This is a genomic window from Candidatus Binatia bacterium (assembly GCA_036563615.1).
Classification (GTDB): domain Bacteria; phylum Desulfobacterota; class Binatia; order UBA12015; family UBA12015; genus DATCMB01.
This window is the reverse complement of the sequence record DATCMB010000004.1, coordinates 291,562-316,206: the sequence shown is the minus strand read 5'-3', so window position 1 is coordinate 316,206 and position 24,645 is coordinate 291,562. Positions and strand designations below refer to the sequence as shown.

Annotated in this window: 18 protein-coding genes; 8 read left to right on the top strand and 10 right to left on the bottom strand. The window is 73.4% G+C overall.

Going from position 1 to position 24,645, the window contains the following annotated elements; genetic code table 11:
* Positions 1 to 69: 69 nt before the first annotated feature.
* The 3 genes from VIS07_01395 to VIS07_01385 all read left to right on the top strand — a co-directional run bounded on the left by VIS07_01395 (position 70) and on the right by VIS07_01385 (position 3,985).
* Positions 70 to 1,407 carry a hypothetical protein gene (locus tag VIS07_01395; GenBank protein HEY8514149.1) on the top strand — a complete coding sequence of 446 codons (1,338 nt, stop codon included), beginning with the start codon at positions 70 to 72 and terminating at the stop codon, positions 1,405 to 1,407.
* A gap of 91 nt (positions 1,408 to 1,498) precedes the next feature.
* Complete coding sequence (locus tag VIS07_01390; protein HEY8514148.1) at positions 1,499 to 3,100, top strand: argininosuccinate lyase; 1,602 nt, start codon at positions 1,499 to 1,501, stop codon at positions 3,098 to 3,100.
* A 21-nt stretch (positions 3,101 to 3,121) separates the two neighbouring features.
* On the top strand, positions 3,122 to 3,985 hold the full coding sequence (locus VIS07_01385) for a phosphosulfolactate synthase (protein ID HEY8514147.1): 864 nt from the start codon (positions 3,122 to 3,124) through the stop codon (positions 3,983 to 3,985).
* Between the two features lie 70 nt (positions 3,986 to 4,055).
* Here VIS07_01385 and VIS07_01380 read toward each other — a convergent pair whose 3' ends face one another.
* Positions 4,056 to 4,913 carry a protein phosphatase 2C domain-containing protein gene (locus VIS07_01380; GenBank protein HEY8514146.1) on the bottom strand — a complete coding sequence of 286 codons (858 nt, stop codon included), beginning with the start codon at positions 4,911 to 4,913 and terminating at the stop codon, positions 4,056 to 4,058.
* Between the two features lie 28 nt (positions 4,914 to 4,941).
* On the opposite strand from VIS07_01380, the gene VIS07_01375 reads away from it, so the two are divergent.
* Positions 4,942 to 5,322, top strand: a complete 381-nt coding sequence (locus VIS07_01375) for a nitroreductase/quinone reductase family protein (GenBank protein HEY8514145.1) — start codon at positions 4,942 to 4,944, stop codon at positions 5,320 to 5,322.
* Positions 5,323 to 5,366: 44 nt separating this feature from the next.
* Here the strand turns inward: VIS07_01375 and pyk are convergent, their stop codons facing one another.
* From pyk to VIS07_01340, 7 genes are all read right to left on the bottom strand, one after another.
* The gene (gene pyk, locus VIS07_01370) at positions 5,367 to 6,821 is read right to left on the bottom strand and encodes a pyruvate kinase (GenBank protein HEY8514144.1); all 1,455 of its coding nucleotides are present in this window, start codon (positions 6,819 to 6,821) and stop codon (positions 5,367 to 5,369) included.
* Positions 6,797 to 7,582 (bottom strand): methyltransferase domain-containing protein, encoded by a 786-nt coding sequence (locus VIS07_01365; protein ID HEY8514143.1) that lies wholly within the window; start codon positions 7,580 to 7,582, stop codon positions 6,797 to 6,799. The genes pyk and VIS07_01365 overlap by 25 nt, the downstream gene beginning before the upstream one ends.
* Before the next feature lie 54 nt (positions 7,583 to 7,636).
* Positions 7,637 to 9,250: an amidohydrolase gene (locus tag VIS07_01360; protein HEY8514142.1), complete on the bottom strand. Its 1,614-nt coding sequence runs from the start codon at positions 9,248 to 9,250 to the stop codon at positions 7,637 to 7,639.
* 4 nt (positions 9,251 to 9,254) lie between these two features.
* Positions 9,255 to 10,103: an SDR family NAD(P)-dependent oxidoreductase gene (locus VIS07_01355; protein ID HEY8514141.1), complete on the bottom strand. Its 849-nt coding sequence runs from the start codon at positions 10,101 to 10,103 to the stop codon at positions 9,255 to 9,257.
* Positions 10,104 to 10,137: 34 nt separating this feature from the next.
* Positions 10,138 to 11,178: a sigma-70 family RNA polymerase sigma factor gene (locus VIS07_01350; GenBank protein ID HEY8514140.1), complete on the bottom strand. Its 1,041-nt coding sequence runs from the start codon at positions 11,176 to 11,178 to the stop codon at positions 10,138 to 10,140.
* Positions 11,175 to 12,494: an FAD-dependent oxidoreductase gene (locus VIS07_01345; GenBank protein HEY8514139.1), complete on the bottom strand. Its 1,320-nt coding sequence runs from the start codon at positions 12,492 to 12,494 to the stop codon at positions 11,175 to 11,177. Before VIS07_01345 ends, VIS07_01350 begins: the two co-directional genes overlap by 4 nt.
* Before the next feature lie 117 nt (positions 12,495 to 12,611).
* Entirely contained in the window at positions 12,612 to 13,445 is an 834-nt protein-coding gene (locus VIS07_01340) for an SDR family oxidoreductase (protein HEY8514138.1), read from the bottom strand.
* Between the two features lie 91 nt (positions 13,446 to 13,536).
* Between VIS07_01340 and VIS07_01335 the strand changes: the two genes are divergently transcribed.
* Together VIS07_01335 and VIS07_01330 are read left to right on the top strand one after the other, a co-directional pair.
* Positions 13,537 to 14,604 (top strand): dienelactone hydrolase family protein, encoded by a 1,068-nt coding sequence (locus tag VIS07_01335; GenBank protein HEY8514137.1) that lies wholly within the window; start codon positions 13,537 to 13,539, stop codon positions 14,602 to 14,604.
* 10 nt (positions 14,605 to 14,614) lie between these two features.
* Complete coding sequence (locus tag VIS07_01330; GenBank protein HEY8514136.1) at positions 14,615 to 15,742, top strand: LLM class flavin-dependent oxidoreductase; 1,128 nt, start codon at positions 14,615 to 14,617, stop codon at positions 15,740 to 15,742.
* Here VIS07_01330 and VIS07_01325 read toward each other — a convergent pair.
* Together VIS07_01325 and VIS07_01320 are read right to left on the bottom strand one after the other, a co-directional pair.
* Entirely contained in the window at positions 15,723 to 18,926 is a 3,204-nt protein-coding gene (locus VIS07_01325; GenBank protein ID HEY8514135.1) for an AAA family ATPase, read from the bottom strand. The two genes, VIS07_01330 and VIS07_01325, sit on opposite strands and share 20 nt — an antisense overlap.
* 47 nt (positions 18,927 to 18,973) lie before the next feature.
* Positions 18,974 to 22,198, bottom strand: a complete 3,225-nt coding sequence (locus VIS07_01320; GenBank protein HEY8514134.1) for an AAA family ATPase — start codon at positions 22,196 to 22,198, stop codon at positions 18,974 to 18,976.
* 142 nt (positions 22,199 to 22,340) lie between these two features.
* On the opposite strand from VIS07_01320, the gene VIS07_01315 reads away from it, so the two are divergent.
* Both VIS07_01315 and VIS07_01310 read left to right on the top strand, forming a co-directional pair.
* Positions 22,341 to 23,975 carry an AMP-binding protein gene (locus tag VIS07_01315; GenBank protein HEY8514133.1) on the top strand — a complete coding sequence of 545 codons (1,635 nt, stop codon included), beginning with the start codon at positions 22,341 to 22,343 and terminating at the stop codon, positions 23,973 to 23,975.
* On the top strand, positions 23,972 to 24,640 hold the full coding sequence (locus VIS07_01310) for a histidine phosphatase family protein (GenBank protein HEY8514132.1): 669 nt from the start codon (positions 23,972 to 23,974) through the stop codon (positions 24,638 to 24,640). The genes VIS07_01315 and VIS07_01310 overlap by 4 nt, the downstream gene beginning before the upstream one ends.
* The last annotated feature ends 5 nt before the right edge of the window (positions 24,641 to 24,645 follow it).

Sequence of the window (24,645 nt, the reverse complement as noted above, 5' to 3'; positions counted from 1 at the left end):
GAAGGCCCCGCAGATGCACCGCGCGCGGCGCTCGCTTCGATCCCCACGACCAGATCCCGCGGAGACCGCATGAATCTTCCCCGCTACGACCGGCCGCCTGCGGTCGTGCTCGGGCTCGGCCAGAACGGGCTCGGCACGGTACGCGCGCTCGGCCGGCTCGGCATCCCCGTGATCGGGGTCGACAACGACCTCGAGCAGCCGGGAGCCAAGACCCGCTACTGCGTGAAGTTCTACGTCAAGGACTTCGTGAAGGGCGGGCCGCCGCTCCTCGAAGGCCTGCTCGACCTCGGGCGCAAGCTCGAGGCGATGGGGCAAAAGGGCGTGCTCCTGCCGAGCGGCGACCTGAACGTCCAGCTCGTCTCGGAGGAGCGCGAGAAGCTCGAGCCGTACTTCTACATGTCGCTGCCGTCGAAGGAGGTGCTGCGGCTCTTCCTCGACAAGAAGTCGTTCTACAAGCTCGCGATGGAGCGCGGCTTCCCGCTGCCGCGCACCTGGTTCACCGACGGCGCGCACGACATCGACGCGATCGCGCGCGAGATCGAGTACCCCTGCCTGATCAAGCCGTTCCAGCCCAACGCGACCTGGCGCCAGACCTTCGACACGCGGCTCTTCCTCGCCGACTCGGCGGACATGCTGAAGCAGCTCTACGAGCTGATCTACCCGGTGCACCAGGATCTCATCATCCAGGAGTACATGCCGGGCGACGACAGCCAGGTGATGTGGGGCGTCACCTACCTCGACGCCAACCACCAGCCGCTCGCGGTGTGGACCGGGCGCAAGCTGCGCATGTACCCGCGCGGCTTCGGCACGGCGACGCTCGCCGAGAGCATGCGCGAGCCGTGGATCGCGGAGAACGTGGTCAAGATCCTGTCCTCGATCCAGCACCGCGGCTACGGCGTGATCGAGTTCAAGCGCGACCGTCGTGACGGCAAGCTCAAGATCACCGAAGCGACGGGCGGCCGCACGTGGTTCCCCCACAGCCTGGTGACGCGCTCGGGCATCAACCTGCCGCACATCTGGTACCGCGACGTCCTCGGCCTGCCGGTCGAGCGCCAGACCGAGTTCGAGGAAGGGATCAAGTGGATCCACGAGGAGCGCGACCTGAAGACGGTCCAGCTCTACTTCCTCCCCGAGAAGCGGCTCACGACCTGGAGCTGGCTCGCGTCGTACCGCGGCAAGCGGACGTACGCGTACGCCGCCTGGGACGATCCGAAGCCGCTTCTGACCTCGCTCGGGCGCATCCTCGAGGCGGGCGTCAATCGCGTCAAGCGCAGGTTGCGCGCCAAGGAGAAGACGGAGACCGAGCGTGCGCGCGTGCGCAGCAACCGTCCGAAGCACCTCCAGGAGCTGCTGCTCGCCGCGGACCCGACGGTCGGCCACGGCCTGCGGCGCGTGACCGTCGACTAGGCGCGCCGTGGCGAAGGCGAGAGCCAGGCGGGGCAGGGCGACGCAGGCGGCGCGAGCGGCCGCGCGCGCCGTGCCGCGGACGCGTCCGCGCGTGCGCGCCGCTGCCGAGCAGGCGAAGGTCCGGGACGCGAAGCCACGCGCGACGAAGCAGCCCGCCGCGCACGCGCGTGGCGAGGGCGAGGGCGCGCGGCTGCGTGAGGGCCCGGCTCCCGAGCTCATGCGCGCGTCGTTCGCGCTCGAGCTCGCCGACGCGCCGATCCTCTATCGGGGCCTGAGCTTCGCCGACATGGCGCACGTGCTCGTGCTGCGCGACGCGGGCGTCATTCCGAAGGCCGACGCCCGCCGTCTCCTCGACCTGCTGCTCGAGCTGCACGAGCTGCCGCTCGAGCGCTTCCCGCTCGACCCGGCGCTCGAGGACGTGTCGACCAACCGCGAGGCGTGGGTGCGCAAGCGCGACGCCGAGGCCGCCGGCTGGCTCGGCGCCGGACGTCCGCGGCGCGAGCCGGCGACCATCGCCTACCGGATCGCGGTGCGCGAGCGCCTGCTGCGTCTTGCGGCGGCGACGATCGCGCTCGGGCGCGCGCTGGTCGCGCAGGCGAAGCGCCACGTCGGGACCATCGCGCCCGACTACACCTACCTGCAGCCCGCGACGCCGACGAGCCTCGCGCACTACCTGCTGTCGTTCGCCTACCCGCTGCTGCGCGACCTCGACCGCCTGCGCGCCGCCTTCGCCCGCACCAACCAGTGCCCGGGCGGCATCGGCAACATCAACGGCTCGCGCCTGCCGATGGACCGCCGCCGTCTCGCCGAGCTGCTCGGCTTCGACGGCCCCGTCGTGCACACGCGCGACGCCATGTGGCAGGTCGATCAGCCGGTCGAGCTGATGGCGCAGGTGACGATGCTCTTGCTGCACGCCGACCGCCTCGCCGAGGACCTGCAGATCTGGAACACCGCGGAGTTCTCGCTCGTCGAGCTCGCCGATCGGCACGCGCGCATCAGCATGATCATGCCGCAGAAGAAAAACCCTTACTCGCTGGCGTTCGTTCGCGGTATGACGGGAAGCGCGCTCGGCCGGCTGGCCTCGATGGCGGCGGTCGGCAAGACGCCTTCGGCTCAGATGGACAACCGGATCTTCCCGCTCGGCGAGGTACCGCGGACGCTCGAGAAGGCGGCCGAGACCGTCGAGCTCATGGCCGCCGTGGTCGACGCGGTCGGCTTCGACGTCGAGCGGATGCGCGCGAGCGCCGGACGCGGCTTCACGCATGCGATGGACCTCGCCGAGGCGATCACCCGGGAAGCGGGCGTGCCCTACCGTCCCGCGCACCGCGTGGTCGGGCTCGCCGTCCGCACCGCGCTCGAGCGCGATCCCGACGCCCGGACGATCCCGCCCGACGTGCTCGAGGAAGCGGCGCAGAAGGTCCTCGGCCGCGCGCTCCGCCTGCCGCGGCGCGTGCTCGCCACGGTCGAGGATCCGGCCGCGGTGGTCGCGACGCGCACCTGTCTCGGCGGCGCCGCCGAGGCGCCGGTGCGCGCGATGATCCGCGACTGCACGACGCAGCTCGACGCCGCCGAGAGGTGGCGTCGCAGCGTCGCGGCGCGCATCTCGCGTGCGGAGGAACGGCTGCTCGCGCGGGCGCGCGCGTCGCGCAGCGGCGTGCGCAAGGTGTCCGGTGCGCGCAGGGCGCAGCCCTAGAGAAGAAGCAGGAGAAGGACGATGCTTGACCTCCTCAATCTCCCCCCGCGCAGCGCCAAGCCGCGTGACGTCGGCGTGAGCCACGTCATCGACAAGGGCCTCGGTCTCCGGCAGGTCGAGGACCTGCTCGCGACCTGCTCGGACTACATCGACATCGTCAAGCTCGGCTGGGGCACCGGCTACGTGACCCAGAACATCCGCGAGAAGATCGAGATGTACCGCGCGGCCGGCATCCCGGTGTGCTTCGGCGGTACGCTGCTCGAGGTCGCGATCCTGCAGGGCCGCTTCGACGCCTACCGCGACATGGTGCGCAGCTTCGGCGTGACGCACGTCGAGATCTCGAACGGCGTCATCGACCTGACGATGAAGGAGAAGGCGAAGTACATTCGCCAGCTCGCGAAGGAGTTCACCGTGCTCTCCGAGGTCGGCAGCAAGGACTCGGAGAAGATCATCCCGCCCTTCCGCTGGGTCGAGCTCATCCAGTCGGACCTCGACGCCGGCGCCTGGAAGGTGATCTGCGAGGCGCGCGAGAGCGGCACGGTCGGGCTCTACTTCGGCTCGGGCGAGGTGCGCGCCGGTCTGATCGACGAGATCATCGCCAAGGTCGATCCGGCGGACCTGATCTTCGAGGCCCCGCAGCGCGCGCAGCAGTGTTTCATGGTGCGCAAGCTCGGACCCGAAGTGAACCTCGGCAACATCGCCACCACCGACGTGATCGGCCTCGAGACGCTGCGCCTCGGCCTGCGCGCCGACACCATGGCGGTGTTCCACGACGTCGAGACCTGGAACCGCAAGCGCGGCGCCGAGCTCGACGCCGAGATGCCGCACCCCGAGCGGCGCTCGCGCGCGGCGGCGAAGCGTCGCCACCTGACGAAGATCGGCTGACGCGCACCCGGCGCGCTCCGGCCGTACGCCCTCGGCGCACGCGCAGCGTCCGCACGCGCGTCGCGCGCGCTCAGTCTTCCACCGCGCGCAGCACGACCGCGCTCGCGTTGTCGCTGCCGCCGGCGGCGAGCGCGAGCCGGATCAATTCCTCGCCGGCTTCCGCGGGCGAGCGCATGTCGCGCAGGATCTGCGCGATCCGCTCCGGCGGGACGAGCCCGGTGATGCCGTCGCTCGCGAGCAGGAAGACGTCGCCCGGGCGGACCGCGTCGGAGCCGACGGAGACCGGCACCGAGCGCTCGACGCCGAGCGCGAGGACGAGCTGGTTGGTGTGCGGCAGGTCGAGCGGCACCGGGCCGCCCGCGCGGTAGGGCTCGCCGAAGCGCGTGTGGTCGGCGGTGAGCAGCTCGAGCTTGCCGTCGCGCAGGCGGTAGAGCCGGCTGTCGCCGACGTGCGCCCACGCCACCCGCCGCGCCGACGGTGACGCGACGAGCGCGATCACGGTGGTGCCCATGGCGCGCGTCGCGGGTCCGCCGCCTTCGTGGCCGAGGTCGAAGATGCGCCGATTCGCGTTCTGCACCGCGGCCTCGAGGCGCGCGACGTCGCGCTCGCCGCCGTCCTCGTCGCTCTCCTCGGCCTTGGTTTCGGCCTTCTCCGTCCAGCTGCGCTTCAGGCGGGAGAGCCAGGCGAGCGGACCGGACGACGCCGCCGGGAGCTGCGGCAGCGTGCGGCCGGGCAGGGTGTCGTCGTCGCCGGCGTAGGCCTCGTGCAGGGTCTCGACGGCGATGCGGCTCGCGACCTCGCCGTCGGCGTGACCGCCCATGCCGTCCGCGACGACGTACAGACCGATCTCGGGATAGCAGCCGACGTGGTCCTGATTGGTCTCGCGGACCAGCCCGATGTCGGTCTTCGACCAGCTCTCGAACCGCATTGGCGCCGGGAGTATAGGGCCTGTTTCGATGAGCACGTCAAACGACGTCCAGAACGCCCTTGCGCGCATCGCGCGCGAGAAGACCGTGCGCCTGGTGACGCGCGGTCGCAAGACGGGTCAACCGCGCGAGGTGACGATCTGGTTCGTCGTCGACGACGGCGCGATCGGCATCGGCACGCTCGACGCGACGCGCAACTGGGTGCGCAACGCCCGCGCCGCGGGCGAGGTCGAGCTCGTGTTCCGCGACGCCCGGCTGCGCGGGCGCTTTCGCGAGGTCACGTCGGATCCCGCCGCGCACGAGCGCATCCGCCGCGGCATGGCGGCGAAGTACTGGCCGGCGCGAATCGCGTCGTGGTTCGGCATCGGGCAGCGCGCGACCTTCCGGATCGACGAGCTGACGCTCGTGTGAGGTCCGCTGCGCGTCCGCCGCGGCGGCTGCGTGCGCGGGGGACGCTAGAGCACCTCGATGCGCACCGTGTTGGTGCTCGCGTGCTCGCCGAACGGCAGACCCGCGGTGAGTACCACCTGCGCGCCCGCCGGTAGCCCGAGCCGCTCGCGCAGCAGGCTCTTGATGCGGGCGACCGCGCCGTCGAAGTCGTTGCCGAAGTCGCCGATCGCGAGCGGCCGCACCGACCACACGAGGTTGAGCCGCCGGCAGATCCGATCGCTGGTCGTCACCGCGATGAGCGGCTGGCGCGGGCGCCAGCGGGCGAGGGCGCGCGCCGAGAGCCCGCTCTGCGTCAAGCTCACGATTGCGTCGGCGCGGCAAGCTTCCGCGGCGAGCGCGGCGCCGCGCGCGGCGGCATCCGGGATCGCGAGCGTGTCGAGCGGCAGGTGCGTCGGGTCGGGCGGCGCGGGCGCGTAGCGCTCCGCTTCGAGGATGATGCGGCGCATGGTGCGCACGACCTCGGTCGGGTAGCGCCCCATCGCGGTCTCGGCCGACAGCATGACGGCGTCGGTGCCGTCGAGGACGGCGTTCGCGACGTCGGTCGCTTCGGCGCGCGTCGGCAGCGGGCTCGCGACCATCGACTCGAGCATCTGCGTCGCGGTGATCACCGGCGTGCCGACGCGGCGGCAAAGCGCGATGATCTTCTTCTGCAGCAGCGGCACGCTCTCGATCGGGCACTCGACGCCGAGGTCGCCGCGCGCCACCATGACGGCGTCGGCGACCCGCACGATCTCCTCGAGGCGCTCGACCGCTTGCCGCTTCTCGATCTTGGCGACCACCAGGGCGTCGCCGCCGCGCGCGCGGATGCCCTCGCGCAGCTCGACGACGTCGCTCGGCGCGCGCACGAACGACAGCCCGACGTAGTCGACGCCCGCGTCGAGCACGACGTCGAGGTCGCGCCAGTCCTTGTCGGTGAGCGACGGCAGCGACGTGCCCGCGTCGGGCAGCGTGAGCCCCTTGCGGTCGCTCAGCGTCCCGCCCGCCTCGACGCGCGTGCGCACGTCGTGGCCGCGCACCTCGAGCACGCGCAGCCGCAGGAGGCCGTCGTTCAGGAACACCGTCATGCCCGGCGCGACGTCGCCCGGCAGGCCGGCGTAGTTGACGGACACGCGCGTCGCGTCGCCGAGCACGTCATCGGTGGTCAGCGTCAGCTCGTGTCCCGGCTCGAGCTCGACCGCGCCGCCGACGACCGCGCCGACGCGCAGCTTCGGCCCCGCGAGGTCGGCGAGGATCGCGAGCGGGCTGCCGGCGCGCGCGGCGCGCTCGCGCAGCAGCGCGATCGTCGCGCGCAGCGCGTCGCCGGTCGCGTGCGCGCAGTTGACGCGCGCGACGTCGAGACCGGCCTCGAGCAGCGCGTCGATCGCCGCGGGCGAGCGCGTCGCCGGTCCGATCGTGGCGACGATCTTGACGCGAGGTCGCGCGGCGCCGCTCGCCGTCACGCCTTCGCCCGGCGCGCCCACAGCAGCAGGCGCTTGAAGGGGTAGAAGAACGGTCGCGTGTCGGGCAGCCGCGGCAGCAGCCGCTCGCGGTAGCGCTCGAGGAAGAGCGGAAACAGCCCCTGCGGCAGCGCTTGCTCGTAGGCCGTCAGCGTCGTGCCGCGCACCCACTCGACCACCTCGTCGCGCGACGCGAGGTGGTGTCCGTAGACCTGCAGGCGCACGTGCTGGCGCGCGAAGCCGCAGCGGTCGAGCAGGGTGGCGTACGCCTCGGGCGCGAGCACGCTTGCGAGACGCAGCGGACGCCCCTCGAGCGCGGACGCGAACGGCTCCTCCGCGGCGAGCTGCGCGGCGACGACGTGCGAGGCGTGGTCGAAGTTCGCCGGCACCTGGATCGCGAGCTGTCCGCCCGGAGCGAGCGCGGCCGCAAGCCGCGGGATCAGCTCCTCGTGCTCGCCGACCCAGTGCAGCGCCGCGTTGGAGAACACGAGGTCCCACTCGGCGTCCGCGGTGAAGGTCGCGATGTCGCCGGGCGCGAAGCGCAGCCCGGGGCGCACGAACTGCGTGCTGCGCTCGAGCATGCGCGCCGAGCGATCGATGCCGAGCGTCTCGCGCGCGCCGAGCGACGCGTGCAGCTCGGCGGTGAGCTCGCCCGTGCCGCAGCCGAGGTCGACGACGCGCATCGCGGGCTCCGGCTCGATCAGCGCGCGCAGGTCGTCGAACGGCTGGCGCCGCTCGGCGGCGAAGCGCTCGTACTGCGCCGGGTTCCACGGATCGTGCGCCATCACGCGCGATCCTTGCCGCATCGCCGGGCCGGCGCAACGGGGCGGCGCGAACGCTCAGCGTGCGGTGGTTGCCGAGGCGTCGTCCTCGTCGCGCGCCGACCACGCGCAGCGACCCGCGACCCAGGTCTCGGCGACGCGTGGCGGATGCTCGGCGTCGAGCTCGCCCTCGAGCACGACCAGGTCGGCGCGCAGCCCGGGCGCGATGCGGCCGCGCTCGTACTCCTGGCCGCCGGCGTACGCCGCGCCGGCGGTGTACGCGCGCAGCCACTCCTCGTAGGGCAGCGCCTGCTCGGGGCCGACGATCTGGCCCGTGCCGCAGCGGCGCGTCGTGCCGCGCGCCGAGGTGAGGAGCGGCTCGTGGAACGCGCACGGGTCGTCCGACGACGCCGCGAGGCGCACGCCGGCGCGGGCGAGGTCCGCGAACGGCAGCCAGGTCTCGCGGTCGAAGCGGACGTCGACCACCGCTCGCCCGACGTGATCGACGAAGCCCGGCTGCACGACGCCGACGAGCCCCAGCGCGGCGAGCTCGGCCATCTGCTCGGGCGACGCGAGCATCGCGTGCTCGACGCGCAGCCGCAGGTCGGCGTCGCGCGACACGCGGCGCACGGCGCGAAAGGCGTCGAGCGCGAGCTCGAGCCCGAGGTTGCCGATCGCGTGCACCGCGACCCCGAAGCCGCGCGCCGCGATGCGCTCGGCGTCCTCGCGCAGGCCGGGAAACGAGATGCCGAGCGCGAGCGGCGCGCCGCCGACCTGCACGTCGATCGCGGGCGCGGCGCCGCCGTCGGCGAACAGCTTGACGGGGCCGACGCGCAGCCACGCGTCGCCCTCGCCGGTCGGCGGACCGTCGAGGCGCGACGGATCGAGCCGCGACAGGAGCGCCGCGGCGTGCGGCATCGCGAGCACCGAGAGCGGCAGCCGACGTTCGCGCGCGAGCCTGCGGTAGATCTCTTCCGCTTCCGGCGAGCAGGCGGCGTCGTGCACGCAGGTGATGCCGTCGCGCAGCAGCGCCTTGGCGCGCGCGACGAAGAGATCGGCCCAGCGCGCCGGGTCGCGGTAGGCGGCGATCGAGCGCGCGTGCGCGTCGCTCCACGCGCGCTCGACGAGCAGGCCCGTCGGCTCGCCGTCGGCGCGGCGCGGGATCTCGCCGCCCGGCGGGTCCGGCGTCGTGCGGCCGATGCCGAGCGCGTCGAGCCCGCGCGAGCACACGACCGCCTGGTGCAGCGTGAAGTGCACGACGATCACCGGGCGCGTGAAGCCGAGCGCGTCGAGGTCGCTGCGGTCGAGCGTGAGGCCGTTCGCCTCGTTCCAGCCGAAGCCGCGGATCCACTCGGCGTCGGGCTCGCGCGCCGCCTGCTCGGCGAGCGCCGCGCGCAGCTCCTCGAGCGTGCCGACGCCGCTCAGATCCGCCCACAGCGGGTGCAGCGCCGCGATCGACAGGTGGTTGTGCGCGTCGATGAAGCCCGGCACGAGGATGCGCCCGCCGAGGTCGCGCACCTCGGCGTCGGGATGGGCGCGCGCGAGGTCGTCGTCGCCGACCGCGACGATGCTCTCGCCCTCGATCGCCACCGCGCGTGCCGTCGGGCGCGCGTCGTCCATCGTCAGCACGCGCGCGTTGGTCAAGAGAAAACGACGGCGCGTCCCGCCGCTCCCGATGGTTCTCCCCGTCATGGCCTCACTCGTCGACCTCGCCGAGCCTCTTGCCGCGACGCGCGCGCTCGCGCGCCCGCTCGATGAGCTCGCGCGGCACCGGATCCATCCGCGCCATGCCCGCGCGCAGCACGGACGGCGCGACCAGACGCAGCAGCCGCGCCGTGACCAGCTGCGGGCTGCGCCGCGGCACCGTGACCTCGTAGAGACGCTTCTCGATCGCCTCGAAGATCGCGTCGGCGACGATCTCGGGCGGGTGCTTCTTGCCGTCGTAGGCCGGCGGCTCGTCCTCCTTCTCCCAGATCTCGGTGTCGATCGGTCCCGGGTTGACCAGCGCGACGTGGATGCCCGAGCCGGCGAGATCGCTCCAGAGGCCTTCGCTGAACGCGTTCAGCGCCGCCTTCGACGCGGCGTAGAGCGCTTCGCGCGGCGGCGCGACCTTGGCCGCGAACGACGACACGTTGACGATCGTGCCGCCGTCGCGCGCGAGCATGTAGGGGATCGCGGCGAACGTCGTCCACACGCAGGAAAGGAAATTGACGCGCAGGACGAGCTCGGCCTCGTCCGCCGCGGTGTGCAGGACGTGCTTGTGCTTCGAGATCGCCGCGTTGTTGACCAGCACGTCGATGCGACCCGTGCGCCGCACGGTCTCGTCGATCACGTGCTCGGCGAACGCGCGCTCGCCGAGGTCGCCCTGCAGGTGGAAGGAGTCCGGCGAGTCGGCGCGGCACTCTTCGGTCAGCGACGCGAGCAGGTCGCCGCGGCGCGCGACGCCGACCACCACGGCGCCTCGGCGCGCGAACGCGCGCGCCGTCACCCGACCGATCCCGGACGAGGCCCCGGTGACGACCACCACCTTGCCCGCGTAGTCCATGGCGGTCGCACCGTGGCCCGGCCCGGCCGGGTGGTCAAGCTGGCGGCGTCGCGTCTCGCGCGCTGCTCGCCTCGGATCCGGCGTCGCCGAAGCGGATCGCGGTGAGCTTCGTCGAGGCGAGCACCGAGAAGATGCGGTCGATGCGGCCCTCGGCGTCGATCGTGAAGCAGGTGACCTGCCGCGGCGCGAGGCGCGGCGCGTCCTCGCTGTACTCGCTGACCAGCGCGGGCAGCCCGTTGATCACCGTCGCGCGCGAGGTGAGGACGCCCGGACGCTTGCGCAGGATGCTGACGAAGAACCGGAGCACGCGGTCGCGGCCGATCACCGGCTGGCGCGCTGCGAGGTACTCGCCGCCGCCGTCGGTGAGCGCGACCACGGACGGCGCGAGAACCCGCTCCGCCGCTTCGGTGTCGCCGGTGGTGAGCGCGGCCAGCAAGCGCGTGACGGCGTCGCGCGTCTTCTCCTGCACCTCGCGCGTCGGCCGGCAGCGCTGGCGGTCGTAGCTCTCCATCGCGCGGCGTGCGCGGTGGTGCGTGGTCTTGACGTCGGCCTCGGAGACGCCGAGCGCGTCCGCCGTCTCCGCGACCGTGTAGTCGAAGACGTCGCGCAGCAGCAGGACGGCGCGCTGCTTGGGCGTCAGCGCCTCGAGCGCGAGCAGGAACGCCATCGAGACGCTCTCGAGCATGTCGTAGCGTCCCTCGGTGGTGGTGCCCGACGCGAGCTCGGGCTCGAAGGAGGCGATCGCCTGCTCGTCGATCTCGAGCGGCGAAGGCAGCCACGGTCCGACGTAGCCGCGCCGCTTGCGCCGGCGCAGCAGATCCTTGCCGAGGTTCAGCGCGACCCGCGTGAGCCACGGGCGCCACGGCTCGTCGGTGCGCTCCGGCGGGTGCTCGAGCGCGCGGACGAACGTCGCCTGCACGACGTCGTCCGCGTCCGCGGCGCTGCCGGTGAGGCGGTAGCAGAGGCCCCACAGGAAGCGCTGGTGCTCGCGGAACTGCGTCGCGAGCGCGTCGCGCTCGGCGTCGCTGACCGCGCGGCGCGCGGACGCGCCGGAAGCTGCGCCCTCGCGGCTCACGCAGCCACCGCGAGCGCCGGCACGGCGCGCACGCAGTGCTCGGCCGCGCGCCGTGCGCTCGACAGGCTCGCGTCCGCGAGCATGCCCTCGCGACCAACCCAGTCGCCCGCGACGTAGAGGCCAGGAACACCCGGCACGTCAGGGCCCGGCCGACCGGCGAGCCCACGGTGCGCGGCGCGCACCACCGCGTTCGACACCACGACGTGCGGCAGGAAGCGCCGGTGCACGACGTGCGCGCGCCAGCCCGGCTGCACGAGGTCCATGAGCTGCTCGAGCTCGCGCTGGTCGCGCGTCGCGTCGGCGGGCTCGTCGGGGTCGAGGTACTTGGCGACGTGCACGAGCGCGCCGCCCTGCGGCGCGAGGCGCGCGACCGCGGAGTGCACCGACAGGTAGAGCGGCCGATCGATGCCGAGCGCGAAGGTCGAGCGCGGCTCGGGCAGGCGCGCGAGCGCGAGGTCGAGGCACGCCGCCTCGATCGGCACCGCGTCCGCGGCCCAGCGCGCGACCGTCGCGCGCGCAGTGCCGTCGAGCAGCGCCGCCGCGTCGCCCGGCGCGAGCGCCAGGATCACCGCCGCGCACGCGATCGAGCGCCCGTCCGCGACGCGCACCACGTGCGTCGCGCCCGCGACCGACGCGGTCTCGACCGCGTCGACCCGCGCGCCGCTCTCGATCTCGACGCCGCTAGCGAGCGCCACCTTGCGCAGCTCGTCGACCATCTGCTGCCAGCCGCCGTGCAGGTAGAGCACGTTACCGGAGAGCGCGAGCTGTAGCTGCTCGAGCGACGCGCCGGCGCTCTGCAGCCGGGGCGCGTTGCCGTAGCTCGTGAGGCGGAACATCGCGGCGATCAGCTCGCGCACCTCGGGGCGCTGCGCGAGGCGCTCGAGCCCCTCGGCGACCGTCAAGCCCTGCAGCGGCTCGGGGTCGATCGACTGCACGCGCCCGAGAAGGCGCGCGAGCTCGATCTTGCCGGCGAGGCCGAAGAGCCCCGTCGTCAGCAGCGAGAAGAAGCCGCCGGGCAGCGCGTGCTTCGCGCCGCCGCGCACCGCCCAGGCGCCGGAGCCGAGCGGCACCGAGCCCTCGGGGCCGATGCCGAGCAGCTCGAGCGTCCGCATGCCGCCGCCCTTCCGGTAGAGCGCGTGCGGCCCGATGTTGAACGCGTAGCCGTCCTTGGTCTGCGTGGTCGCGCGGCCGCCGAGCTCGCCGGCCTTCTCGAGCAGGCGGACGCGGCGACCGAGCCGCGCGGTGAGCGCCGCCGCGGCGAGCCCCGCGAGCCCGCCACCGACCACCACCACGTCCGTCGAATCGTGATCTCGCATGACGTCCTCCGTCGACGCCGGTTGCCCGCGAGCGGCGACCGTGTCGCGTCGTTTTCGCGTCGTTCTGCTCGCACCACGTTCGAGCGGCTGCGGAGGTTACGGACGGGTGACGATTCTTCAGTCGAAGCGGACCTGGGCGTGCTCCTCGTAGAAGGTCGGGCCGTGGATGTCGCGGCCGGAGAAGACCATCGGGTCGCGCGCGGTCGCGAGCATGGCGCAGACGCGGCCGGGGTTCTCGACCGGCAGACCCTTCGAGGCGTCGAAGCCGAAGTCGCCGAGCTCGATCGCCATGCGCTCGGTCGCGACGAAGCCCGGCATGAGGCCGATCACCGCGATGTTGTCCTTGCGCAGCTCCTTCGCGAGCCCTGCGACGCTGCGGTTGAAGGCGGCCTTGGTGATCGAGTAGCCGAGCCCCCAGCCGCCCTGGCCGATCGGCGCCGAGGTCTCGCGATCGCCCGCCGACGAGGTGACGTTGATCACCACGCCGCCGCCCTGACGGCGCATGATCGGCAGGCAGAGCTTGATGAGCTGCAGCGGCGCGAACACGTTGCAGACGAACATCTGCTCGATGAGCTCGAGCGGCGTGTCCTCGAACGGGTCCATGTGACCCGGGCCGATGTAGCGGCCGTTGTTGACCAGCACGTCGATGCGGCCGAAGCGCTCCATCGTGCGCTCGATCGCGGCGGGCCAGTCTTCGCGCACCGACAGGTCGAGCTTCACCGGCAGCGCGTCGACGCCGAGCGCGCGAACCTCGGCTGCGGTCTCCTCGAGGCTCCCGGGCAGCGGCTTGGTCGCCTTCTTCTTGAGGGTCGACGAGTACTCGTGGAACTCGCCGGGGCGGACGGTGCGCGCGGCGACGGCGACGTCGAAGCCGCGGCGCGCGAGCTCGATCGCGCAGGCGCGGCCGATGCCGCGGCTCGCGCCGGTGACCAGGGCGACCTTTCTGCTCATGCGTCCTCTCTAGGCCGATCCGCGGACGCGCGGAAGCGCCTCGCTGCCGGGTGCTTGCTTCCAGCCGCGGACCGCGCTTGAGTCCGCGGCCATGGCCTACGATCCCTTCACGCGGGGCCCCAGGCCGGTCGGCGTGCGCACGCTCGACGCGCTCGACGCATCACGCGGACGGCGGCTGCCGATCGAGCTCTGGTATCCGGCGCACCAGCGCCACGCCGGTCGGGACACGGCGCCCGGCACGCGCGACACCTACGAGCTGATGCCCGGCCTGCCGCCGGTGCACCAGGACGCGGTGCGCGACGCCGAGGCAGAGCCGGGCGAGTATCCGCTGGTCGCGTTCTCGCACGGCTTCGGCGGCCATCGGCGTCAATCAACTTTTCTCTGCACGCACCTCGCGAGCCACGGCTACGTCGTCGCGGCGGTGGACCACACCGGCAACACCGCGCTCGACGTGCTGCAGGCGGCGCTCGCGGCGCAGAGCGCGGGCACGCAGCGCGACGCGCTCGAGGGCGTGCACGAGTTCGTCGCCGCGCGCCCGCTCGACGTCGACTTCGCGATCGCGGAGTCGCTGCGCGCGTGCCGCGACCTGGCGCTCGACGTCGACGACGCGCGCCTCGGCGTCACCGGACACAGCTTCGGCGGCTGGACCGCGCTCACCGTGACGGCGCGCAACCCGCGCGTCGCCTCCGTGCTCGCGCTGGCGCCCGGGGGCGGCGCCGGCTCGCTCGGCGGCGAGATCCTCGGGCCGACGCTCGAGCTCGACTGGGGACGCGAGGTGCCGGCGCTGTTCCTGGTCGCGGACCGCGACTCGCTGCTGCCGCTCTCCAGCATGCGCGACATCCTGAAGCGCACCTCGGGACCGAAGCGCATGGTCGTCCTCGAGAACGCCGACCATCTGCACTTCTGCGACCGCATCGAGGAGGTGCACGAGATGTTCCGCATGATGCCGCCGCCGGGCGAGTTCGCGCGCCTCGCGGCGGAGATCGCGCCGATCAGCGAGCTGTGCGCGCCGGAGCAGGCCTACGCGTTCGTCCGCGGGCTCGGGCTCGCGCAGTTCGACGCGACGCTCAAGCGCGAGCCGGCTGCGCAAGCGCTGCTCGAGCGCGAGCTCGAGGGCGCGCTCGCTTCTCGCGGCATCCGCGCGCGGGCGCTCGAGTGAGCGCGCGGCGATGAAGTTCGATCTGCTCTACGAGCTGCAGACGCCGAAGCCGCACGACGAGCGCAGCGAGTACCGCTGCTACCACGAGGCCATCGAGCAGATCGAGCTCGCCGACCGCCTCGGCTTCGACACCGTGTGGTTCGTCGAGCACCACTTCCTGACCGAGTTCGCGCACAGCTCGGCGCCGGAGGTCTTCCTCGGCGCGCTCTCGCAGCGCACGAAGCGCATCCGCCTCGGCCACGGCGTGACGCTCCTGCCGCACAAGTTCAACCACCCGATCCGCGTCGCGGAGCGGGTCGCGGCGCTCGACATCCTGTCGGGCGGCCGCGTCGAGTTCGGCACCGGACGCTCGAGCCAGTACGAGCAGGCGGGCTTCGAGATCGAGACCGAGCGCTCGCGCGCGATGTGGCAGGAAGCGCTCGAAATGATCCCGCGGATGTGGACGGAGGAGGTCTTCGAGCACCGCGGCGAGTTCGTCAGCGTGCCGCCACGCAGCATCATCCCGAAGCCGATCCAGAAGCCGCACCCGCCGATCTGGATGGCGGCGACGAGCCCCGAGGGCTGGGAGATCGCGGGACGCAACGGCATCGGCATCCTCGGGCTCACGATCTTCGTCCGCATCCCGCAGCTCGCCGAGCGCGTGCGCGCGTACCGCAAGGCGCTCGAGCAGGCGAAGCCGGTCGGCAAGTTCGTCAATGCCAAGGTCGGCGCGTTCACGATCGTGCACGTCGCCGAGAGCAAGGAGCAGGCGGTCGCGAACGGCGGTCCCGACGCGGCGATCAACTACCTGCTGTACGCCTTCCGCGTGCTCGGCGGCTTCGCGGACCCGCAGGGGCGCGGCATGCAGCGCGAGTATGCCGAGCTCGAGATCAAGAGCACGCCCTACCGCGACCTGATCGCCAAGGAGTACCCGATCATCGTCAAGATGCAGAAGGGCGAGTGCACCTTCGAGGACCTCGACCAGGAGGACATGGTCATCGTCGGCGACGTCGACCACGTGATCCGCAAGGTCGAGCGCTACCGCGACGCCGGGCTCGACCACTTCATCGCGCTGATGCAGGCGGACCGCATCCCGCACGACAAGGTGATGCGCTCGATCGAGCTCTTCGCGAAGGAGGTCATCCCGCACTTCCGGTGAGCGCGCGCAGGCCGCCCGCGGCGAAGCGGACGGCGTAGCCGTGCGCGCCCATCGCCTCCCAGAGGCGCAAGGCGTCGCGCTCGAGCGCGGCCGCCTGCTCCTCGTCGCCCGTGCGTCGCGCGACGACGGCGAGCGCCGCGCGCAGGTGCGGCTCGCGCGAGCGCAGCGAGCAGGAGAGGGCGAGAGCGAGCCCGGACTCCAGCACGGCCCGCGCTTCCGCGTCGGTGTCCGGCGCCCCGACCTCGAGCAGCACTCTTCCGAGCGTGAGCGCGGCGTCGACCTGGCCGAGCTTCGCCGGGCCCGAGCGCGCCAGCACGACCGCCTCGCGCGCCTGCGCCAGCGCTGCGTCGATCTCGCCGAGGCCGAGGAACGCTTCGGCGAGCATCATCGGGCAGTTCATGTCGACGTAGCCGGCGCGCGGCTCGCCGGCGACGCACTCCGCCGCGGCTCGCGCGAGGTCGCGCGCCTCGGCCCAGCGGCGCTCGCACAGGCGCGTCAAGCACATGCTCGTGAGCGCGCGCGCCTGCGTGCCCGGCAGCCCGAGCAGGCGCGCGATCTCGAGTCCCTCCTCGACCAGATGCACCCGCCTCGGCGAGGTGTCGCCCGCGAAGCGCACGACCATCGCGTTCGCCGCGAGCGCCCAGACGAGCGTCAGGCGATCGCCGTTCTCGCGCAGCGCCGCGAGCAGGGCGTCGAGCTGCTCGGTGCCGCGCGCGAGCTCGCCGCAATCGAGGTTGGTCGCGACGCGCACGAGCTCGAGCTGATGCCACGTCGTGCTCTCGGGTGAGCCCGGCGCGAGCCGCGGCCTGTCGGCGCGGTCGAGGATGCGCGACGTGATGTCCGCCGCCCGTCCGAGCTCGCCCGCCGTCCGGTACGCGAGCGCGAGGCGCGCGGCGAACAGCACCGCGAGACGCTCGTCGCCGATCTTCATCGCGAGCTCGAACGCGTCGCGGTTGAAGGCGATCGCGCCGGCGACGTCGCCCACCGCGCCGAGGATCAGGCCCTGCGCGCTGATCAGCAGCGCCGTCATGCGCGTGTCCTCGAGCTGCGCGGCTAGCCGGCGTCCTTCGACCAGCAGCGCGATCGCCTCGTCGCGCTGGAGGTTGCCGTACGGCCCGAGGCGCAGCATCGCCTCGCACGCGGCGAGGCGCAGCGAGGCGGCGTCGCGATCGGCGTCGTCCTCGGTGAGGGCGTACACGCGCCGCCAGTGCTCGAGCGACGTCGCGAGGTCGCGGCGCGCCGCGGCGTGCGCGGCTTCGCGATGCCAGCGCGCCGCCGCGCGACGCTCGCCCGCGCGCTCGTAGTGCCAGGCGATGGCGGACGGCTGTCCGCTGACGCCCGGCGGGCGCAGGCGCTCGGCCTCGCGCGCGACGGCGCCGTGGATCAGCGCGCGTCGCTCGCGGAGCAGCGAGCGGTAGACCGTCTCCTGCAGCAGCGGATGGTGGAAGCGGTACGTCGCCGCCTCGTACGCGGCGCGCAGAAAGCCGCCCTCCTCGAGGCTCGCGAGCGTCGCCGCGAGCTGCTCCGGGTCGAGCCCGCTCACGGCGCGCAGCAGCGGCACCGACACCTCGGGTCCGATCACCGCCGCGGTCTGCAGCAGGGCCTTGTCGCCTTCCGGAAGCTGGTCGACGCGCGCCGCGAGCACGGCCTGCAGCGTGGGCGGGACGGGGAGGTCGAGCACGCCGCGCGGCGCCGAGTACGCGCCGCGGCGGCCGCTGAGCCGTCCCTGCTCGGCGAGCGCGCGCACGATCTCCTCGACGAAGTACGGGTTGCCGCCGGCGCGCTCGGCGACGCGGCGGGCGAGCGCGCCGAGCGAGGCGTCGTCGCCGAGCAAGCGCTCGGCGAGCTCGATCGCGGCCGCCGGTGCGAGCGGCGCGATCGGCAGCTCGCGGAACTCCGGCCGCGACATCCACGGCCGGCGCAGCCCGGGCCGGTAGGTGGCGACGAGCATGGTCGGCGTGCGCGCCGGCTCCTCGAGGAACGCGGTCAAGATCGCTTCCGACGCGGCGTCCATCCACTGCGCGTCGTCGATCACGACGAGCGACGGCGCCGGTCCGCCCGCCTCGACGATCCTGCGCGCGGTCTGCGTCAAGTCGCGCACCGGGCCGCGCCCGTCGGAGCCATCGAGGGCCGTGCCCTTGGCGAGGCCCAGCACCTCGAGCAGCGACGGCAGCGCCGAGCCGAGCGCGGGATCGAGCGCGCGCAGCCGCAGCTCGAGGCGCTCGCGGCTCGCTTCCGGCGGCTCGTCGTCGACGACGCCGAGGCGGCTGCGGAAGAACGGCTGCGCGGCATGGAAGGGGATCGAGCGTCCGTGCTCGAAGCACTGCACGCGGTGCAGGCGCGCGCCGCGGACGCCGAGCCGCGCGATCAGCTCGTCGCACAGCCTGCTCTTGCCGACGCCCGGCTCCCCGACCAGCCCGATCACCGTCAGCGATTCCGGGCGCGTCGCGTGGAACGCACGCTCGAGCTCCGCGAGCTCGCGCTCGCGTCCGACGAACGGGCTCAGCCGGTCGCGGAGCACCTCGAGGCGCGAGCGATTCTCGGTCTCGCGCAGCAGCTCGTAGACGCGCACGCCGCTCGACGTGCCGCGGATCGGCAGCGTCCCGACCTCGCGCAGCTCGAAGAAGCCGGCGACGAGCGCCGCGGTGCTCTCCGTCAAGTAAATCTTGCCCGGCGCCGCGAGCTCCTCGAGCCGCGCCGCGAGCGCGGCGACGTGACCCTGCGAGGTGAAGTCGAGATCGCGATCCGCGCCGACGCGGCCGAACACCACCTCGCCGGAGTTGATGCCCATGCGCACCGAGAAGTCCGCGCCCGCCGTCGTGGCGAAGGAGCGGCCGAACTCGGCGAGCTCGCGCGTGAGCTGCAGCGCCGCGTGGCACGCCTGACGCGCGTGGCTCTCGTGCGCGAGCGGGGCGCCGAACAGGAGCTTGATCCCGCCGCCGGTGAGCCGGTCGACGGTGCCGCCGAAGCGGCGCGCGGTCGCCGAGACGATCGAGAAGAAGCGGTCGACCAGGGCGAGCCAGCGCTCGGCGTCGATCGGCGTCGCGAGGCCGAGCGAGCCGAAGGCGTCGACGAACAGCACCGTGATCGGCTTGCGCTCGGCGCTCTCGCGCGGCTCGACCGTCGCGCCGGCCTGGTCGCGCACCTGCGCGCCGCAGGCGTGGCAGTAGATGGACGCGGGCATGAGCTGTGCCGCGCAGCGCGCGCAGCGGACGACGTCGCGCATGTCCGCTACCGCCCGCTCGCCGGTGCGCCGTCTCGGTGCGCGGTGTTCGCTTCGTCGACGCGCAGGCGCGCCGCGAGCCGGAGGTGGCCGAGCGCGCGCATCGCGCGCATCTGGCGCAGCGCGCGACGTTGGTACGTCCGCGCCCGCGTCTCGTCGCCGCGGTGACGCGCGTGGTACGCGAGCGCGAGCCAGAGGTGCGGCTCGCGCGAGCGCGCGCGCGTCCGGTGGACGAGCGCGAGGCCGCGCACGAGCCGGCGGCGCACCTCGTCGAGGTCGGCCGGGTCGCGCATCACGACCAGGATGCGGCCGAGGCAGAGCTCGGCGTCGAGCTCTCCGAGCCGCGAGCCGTGCTCGATCGCGTACGCGAGCGCTTCGTGGGCCGCGGCTCGGGCGGCGGTGTGCTCGCCGAGCGCGAGCTGCGCCTGCGCGACGAGCAAGGGTGGGTTCAGGTCGACGTAGAACGCGTGCGGCGCGCCGCGCAGGATCCGCCCCGCCTCCTGCGCGTGCGCCTGGGCCTCGGCGGCGCGCCCCTGGAAGAGGCGCGTCACGCTGACGCTCGCCGCGGCGCGCGCGAGCAGGCTCGGCACCGCGAGGCGTCGCGCGAGCGCGTAGCCCTCCTCGACGCTCGCGACGAGGTGCGGCTCGACCATCCCGGTGAAGCGGATCGCGGTGCTCGCGAGGCTCAGCGCCCAGCCGAGCACCATGCCCGCGTCCTGGCCGCGCAGCGTCGCGACCACGCGCTCGAGCTCGGACGCCGCGAGCTCGAGCCGACCGAGGTCGAACAGCGTGCCGATGCGTGCGAGCTCGAGTTGGTGCAGCGCCATCCAGCCCGGCGTGGGGGCGCGGCAGCCGTCGCGGTGCGCGGCGAGCGTCGCCTCCGCGGTCGTGAGCGCCGCTCTCAGGTCGCCGGACATGCGGTAGCCCAGCGTCAAGCGCGCGCCACACAGCAGCGCGAGCTCGTCGTCCTGGCTGCGCGTCGCGAGCGCGAGCGCGCGCGCGTTGTGCTCGATCGAGCCCGCGATGTCGCCGGTCGCGCCGAGGAAGGTGGCTTCGGCGCTGAGCAGCAGCGCGGTGGCTCGGGTCTCGCCCATGCTCATCGCGAGCGACTGTCCCTCGCGCAGGAAGGGGCGCGCCTGCTCCGCGGTGACGCCTTGGTGCACGCCGAGGCGCACGATCGCCTCGCACGCCGCGAGACGGTGGCGGCGCGCCTCGTCGCCGTCGTCGCCCGCGGTGCAGCCGAAGACGCGCCGCCAGTGCTCGAGGCTCTGCACGGGATCCCAGGGCTCCGTGTGGCTCGCGGCGCTGCGGTGCCAGAGGGCGGCTTCGCGCAGCTCGCCCGCGGCCTCGTAGTGCAGCGCGAGCTGCGCGGCGCAGGTCTCGGGCGCGGCGCCGTGGCGGCTCAGCAGCGCGCGCGCGACGCGGCGGTGCAGCTCGGCGCGCCGCTCCTGCAGCAGCGAGCGGTAGGCGGTCTCGCGCAGCAACGGGTGGCGGAAGCCGTAGACCGCCTCGGCGGACGGCGTCTCGGGTGGCGCATCGAAGAAGTCGGACGCGTCGAGCGTCTCGAGGATCTCGGCGACACGGCTCGCGTCGAGCCCGGTGACGTCGGCGAGCAGCGCCGCGTCGAGCTCGCGGCCGATCACGGACGCCGCTTGCAGCACGGTCTTCTCGACGTCCGAGAGCTGGTCGATGCGCGCGGCGAGCACCGCCTGCAGGCTGTCGGGCACGCGGACGTCCGAGACCGGCTTGCGCGGGCGGTACGCGCCGCGCTCGCCCTCGAGCGCCTCCGACTCGACGAGCGCGTGCACCATCTCCTCGACGAAGAACGGGTTGCCGCCGGCGCGGTCGACGATGCGGTCCGCGAGCCCGCCGAGCGAGGCATCGCTGCCGAGGAGCGAGCGGACGAGCTCGAGCGTCGCGCGACGGTCGAGCGGCTGCAGCACGATCTCGCTGAACGACGGATCGTCCATCCAGCGTCGGCGGAAGCCGCGCCGGTAGCTGACGACCACGACCACCGCCTGGCGCGGCGGCTCCTCGACGAGGTGCTCGAAGACCGCGGCCGATGCGGCGTCCATCCACTGCGCGTCGTCGATCAGCAGCACCGAAGGACGGAGCGGGTCGTGCGCTTCGATCAGCGTCCGGCAGATGCGCGCGAGATCGTTCGCCGCCGAGCCCGTGTTGCGTCGCTCGGGCGGCGCGACGCCGAGCGCGGCGAGCAGGACGGGCAGCGCTTCCTCGAGGGTCGGATCGAGCGCGAGGAGGCGGCGCGTGACGCGCTCGCGGACGAGTTCCGGGTCGTCGTCGGTCGCGATGCCGAGCTCGGAGCGGATGAACGGCAGCGCTGCGTGGAACGGGATCCAGGCGCCGTGCTCGACGCAGCGCGTGTGGTGCACGGAGAGACCGTGCGAGCGCTGCCGCTCCGCGAACTCGTCGCCGAGCCGGCTCTTGCCGACGCCGGGCTCGCCGGTGATGCCGATCACGCGCGGACCGCTCGCGTGCGCGGAGCGCAGCGCCTCCTCGAGCTTCGCCATGTCGCGCGCCCGTCCGACGAAGCGCGACAGGCCGCGCTCGCGCGCGGCGTCGAGCCGCGAGCGGTGCTCGCGCGCGCGGATCAGCTCGTAGATGCGCACCGAAGCGCTCGCGTTGCGCACCGGGCGCGCGCCGACGTCGCGCAGCTCGAAGAAGTCGGCGACCAGGCTCGCCGTGCGCGCCGTCAAGTATATCTGCCCGGGGCCCGCGAGCTGCTGCATGCGCGCCGCGAGCGCGGCGGTGTGTCCCTGCGAGGTGAACACGGTGTCGGAATCGCCGCCCACGGGGCCGAACACCACCTCACCCGAGTTGAGCCCCATGCGCACGGAGAACTCGACCCCGGCGCTCTTGCGGAACTCCTGCGCGAAGTCGGCGAGCTCGCGCGCGATGTGCAGAGCGGCGTGACACGCCTGGCGCGCGTGGCTCTCGAGCGCCGTCGGCGCGCCGAACAGCACCTTGATGCCGCCGCCGGTCAGGCGGTCGACGGTGCCGCCGTAGCGGCGGACGGCCGCCGACACGATGGCGAAGAAGCGCTCGACGACGTCGTGCCAGGTCTCGTTGTCGAGCCGGTCGCCGAGCGCGATCGAGCCGAACGCGTCGACGAACAGCACCGTGATCGGCTTGCGCTCGCCGTGCGCGAGGCGCGTCTCCTGACGGGTCAGGGGCTTGCCGCACGCATGGCAGAACAGCGAATCGGGCAGCAACTCGACGGCACAGCCGTCACACGTGCGGCAAGACATCGAACGCACCACGCGAGGCGTGCAAGGTGCGAAATCGTACGAGCGTGGCACGCCGAAGGCAAACGCGAGTTGCACGCCAAGCGGCCATTTTGCGACACCTTCTTGCGTGAATCGCCCGGCGCCGACGGCCCTTTCCCCCGAGCGCATCGCGCTGCACGAGCGTCGCGGCGAGTGGCCGCGCTGCAGCTTGACGGCCGCGCTCGAGCGGCGGGTGCGCGCGACGCCCGAGCGGGTGCTGTACGTCGCAGGGGCGGAGCGGGTCGACGCGCGCGACCTCGGCCGGCGCGTGTCGCGGCTCGCCCGCGGGCTGCGCGCGCTCGGCGTCGGCGCGGGCGACGTCGTCTCCTGGCAGCTCCCGACCTGGATCGAGGGCGTGGTCCTGACCTTCGCGCTCGACCGGCTGGGCGCGGTCTCGAATCCGATCCTGCCGATCTACCGCGAGCGCGAGGTGAGCTTCGTCGTGCGTCAGGCGAAAAGTCGGGTGCTGGTCGTGCCGGGCGAGGTGCGCGGCTACGACCACCGCGAGCTCGCGCGTGCGGTTGCCGCCCATGCGCCGGACCTCGAGCACGTGCTGGTCGCGCGCGCCGAGCCGGCGGACGGCCAGCGCTCGTTCGACGCTCTGTCCGCGCACGGCGAGGACACGGAGCCACCGACGCCGCCCGGACCGCACGACGTGCGCGCGCTGTTCTACACCTCGGGCACGACGTCGGACCCGAAGGGCGTCCTGCACACGCCGTCGACGCTCGGCGCGTTCCAGGAGATCCAGTTCGCGGGCGGCGGCAGCGACCCCGACGCGGTCGGCATCGTGTGGTTCCCGCTCACCCACATCGGCGGGATCTGCGCCTTCGGCTCGAGCCCGGTGCTGCACGGGACGCGCGCCGTGCTGCTCGAGCAGTTCGATCCGGCGCTGGCGCTCGAGCTCATCGAGCGCGAGGGCGTGACCAGCGCCGGCGGTCCGACGCCGATCCTGCAGGCGCTGCTCGCGACGCCGGGCTTCTCGCGCGAGCGCGTGCGCAGCGTGCGCGTCGCCGCGCTCGGCGCGACCGACGTGCCGCCCGAGCTCGTGCGCGAGCTCGGCGAGCGCCTCGATGCCTTCGTGTACCGCTCGTACGGCATGACCGAGTGCCCGATGGCGACCGCGAGCCGTCCCGACGATCCCGAGGACGCGGCGATCGGCACCGACGGACGCCCGACGCCGGGCGTGACGGTGCGGGTCGTCGACGACGCCGGGCGCGTGCTGCCGCCGGGCAGCGAAGGGGAGGTCGAGCTCTTCGGGCCGCAGCTCTGCGTCGGCTACCTCGACCCGGAGCTCACGCGCGCGGCGTTCACGAGCGACGGCTTTCTGCGCTCGGGCGACCTCGCGGTGGTCGACGAGCGCGGCTTCGTGCGCATCACCGGACGCAAGAAGGACGTCATCATCCGCAAGGGCGAGAACCTGAGCGCGAAGGCGATCGAGGACGAGCTGCACGAGCATCCGGCGATCGCCGAGACGGCGGTGATCGGCGTGCCCGACCACGAGCGCGGCGAGCGCGTGTGCGCCTGCGTCGTGGTGCGCGCCGGCGCGCAGCCGCCGTCGCTCGACGAGGTGCGCGCGTTCATGCGCGAGCGCGGCGTCATGGCGCAGAAGATCCCCGAGCAGCTCGAGGTGGTCGACGCGTTGCCGCGCACGGCGACCGGTAAGGTGAAGAAGCACGAGCTGCGCGCACGGTTCGCGCCGGCTCAGGCAGGGAGGACTTCGTGAAGCGGGAGGTCGAGCTCGAGGTGTGGACGCGGAACGCGGCGTCGGGTCGGCTGATCCTCGTGCGCCACGGCGAGAGCGAGGGCAATCAGGCGCGACGCTTCTCGCCGAATCCCGACATTGGCTTGACGCCGGTCGGCATCGAGCAGGCGTGCGAGACCGGACGGCTGATCGCACGCCACTTCCGCCCGAGCCGCATCGTCGCGAGCTCGTACCGCCGCGCGCGTCTCACGGCCGAGATCATCGCGCGCGAGGTCGGGCACGCGGGCGAGATCCTGATCGAGCACGACCTGCGCGAGCGCGCGATCGGCGAGCTCGCGGGGCAGCCGTACAGCGCGATGCGCGAGCACCCGGAGTACTCGGTCGAGCGCTTCTGGGAGTGGCGTCCGGCGGGCGGCGAGTCGCTGGTCGACGTGCGCGAGCGCGCGGCACCCGTGCTGGTCCGCCTCGCGGAGAGCTTCCCCGGCGAGGACATCGTGGTCGTGAGCCACGGCGGCGTGATGCTCGCGCTGTGCGCGTTCGTCGAGGGCGGCTGGGTGCGGCCGCGCGTCGCGCGCAACTGCGAGGTGCTGGTGGTGACGTACGCGCCGGGCGAGCCGTGGAAGCTGAGCGAGCTCGCCGCCCACGTCGAGTCGTGCGCCGGCGACGGCGCGGCGGAGACCGGCTGAACGCC

What these genes read in the sequence shown, in the direction of transcription:
- VIS07_01395 (HEY8514149.1), top strand. Translation starts at nt 70, where the DNA reads ATGAATCTTCCCCGCTACGACCGGCCGCCTGCGGTCGTGCTCGGGCTC.
- VIS07_01385 (HEY8514147.1), top strand. Translation starts at nt 3,122, where the DNA reads ATGCTTGACCTCCTCAATCTCCCCCCGCGCAGCGCCAAGCCGCGTGAC.
- VIS07_01380 (HEY8514146.1), bottom strand. Translation starts at nt 4,913, where the DNA reads ATGCGGTTCGAGAGCTGGTCGAAGACCGACATCGGGCTGGTCCGCGAG.
- VIS07_01375 (HEY8514145.1), top strand. Translation starts at nt 4,942, where the DNA reads ATGAGCACGTCAAACGACGTCCAGAACGCCCTTGCGCGCATCGCGCGC.
- VIS07_01365 (HEY8514143.1), bottom strand. Translation starts at nt 7,582, where the DNA reads ATGGCGCACGATCCGTGGAACCCGGCGCAGTACGAGCGCTTCGCCGCC.
- VIS07_01360 (HEY8514142.1), bottom strand. Translation starts at nt 9,250, where the DNA reads ATGACGGGGAGAACCATCGGGAGCGGCGGGACGCGCCGTCGTTTTCTC.
- VIS07_01355 (HEY8514141.1), bottom strand. Translation starts at nt 10,103, where the DNA reads ATGGACTACGCGGGCAAGGTGGTGGTCGTCACCGGGGCCTCGTCCGGG.
- VIS07_01345 (HEY8514139.1), bottom strand. Translation starts at nt 12,494, where the DNA reads ATGCGAGATCACGATTCGACGGACGTGGTGGTGGTCGGTGGCGGGCTC.
- VIS07_01340 (HEY8514138.1), bottom strand. Translation starts at nt 13,445, where the DNA reads ATGAGCAGAAAGGTCGCCCTGGTCACCGGCGCGAGCCGCGGCATCGGC.
- VIS07_01335 (HEY8514137.1), top strand. Translation starts at nt 13,537, where the DNA reads ATGGCCTACGATCCCTTCACGCGGGGCCCCAGGCCGGTCGGCGTGCGC.
- VIS07_01330 (HEY8514136.1), top strand. Translation starts at nt 14,615, where the DNA reads ATGAAGTTCGATCTGCTCTACGAGCTGCAGACGCCGAAGCCGCACGAC.
- VIS07_01325 (HEY8514135.1), bottom strand. Translation starts at nt 18,926, where the DNA reads ATGCCCGCGTCCATCTACTGCCACGCCTGCGGCGCGCAGGTGCGCGAC.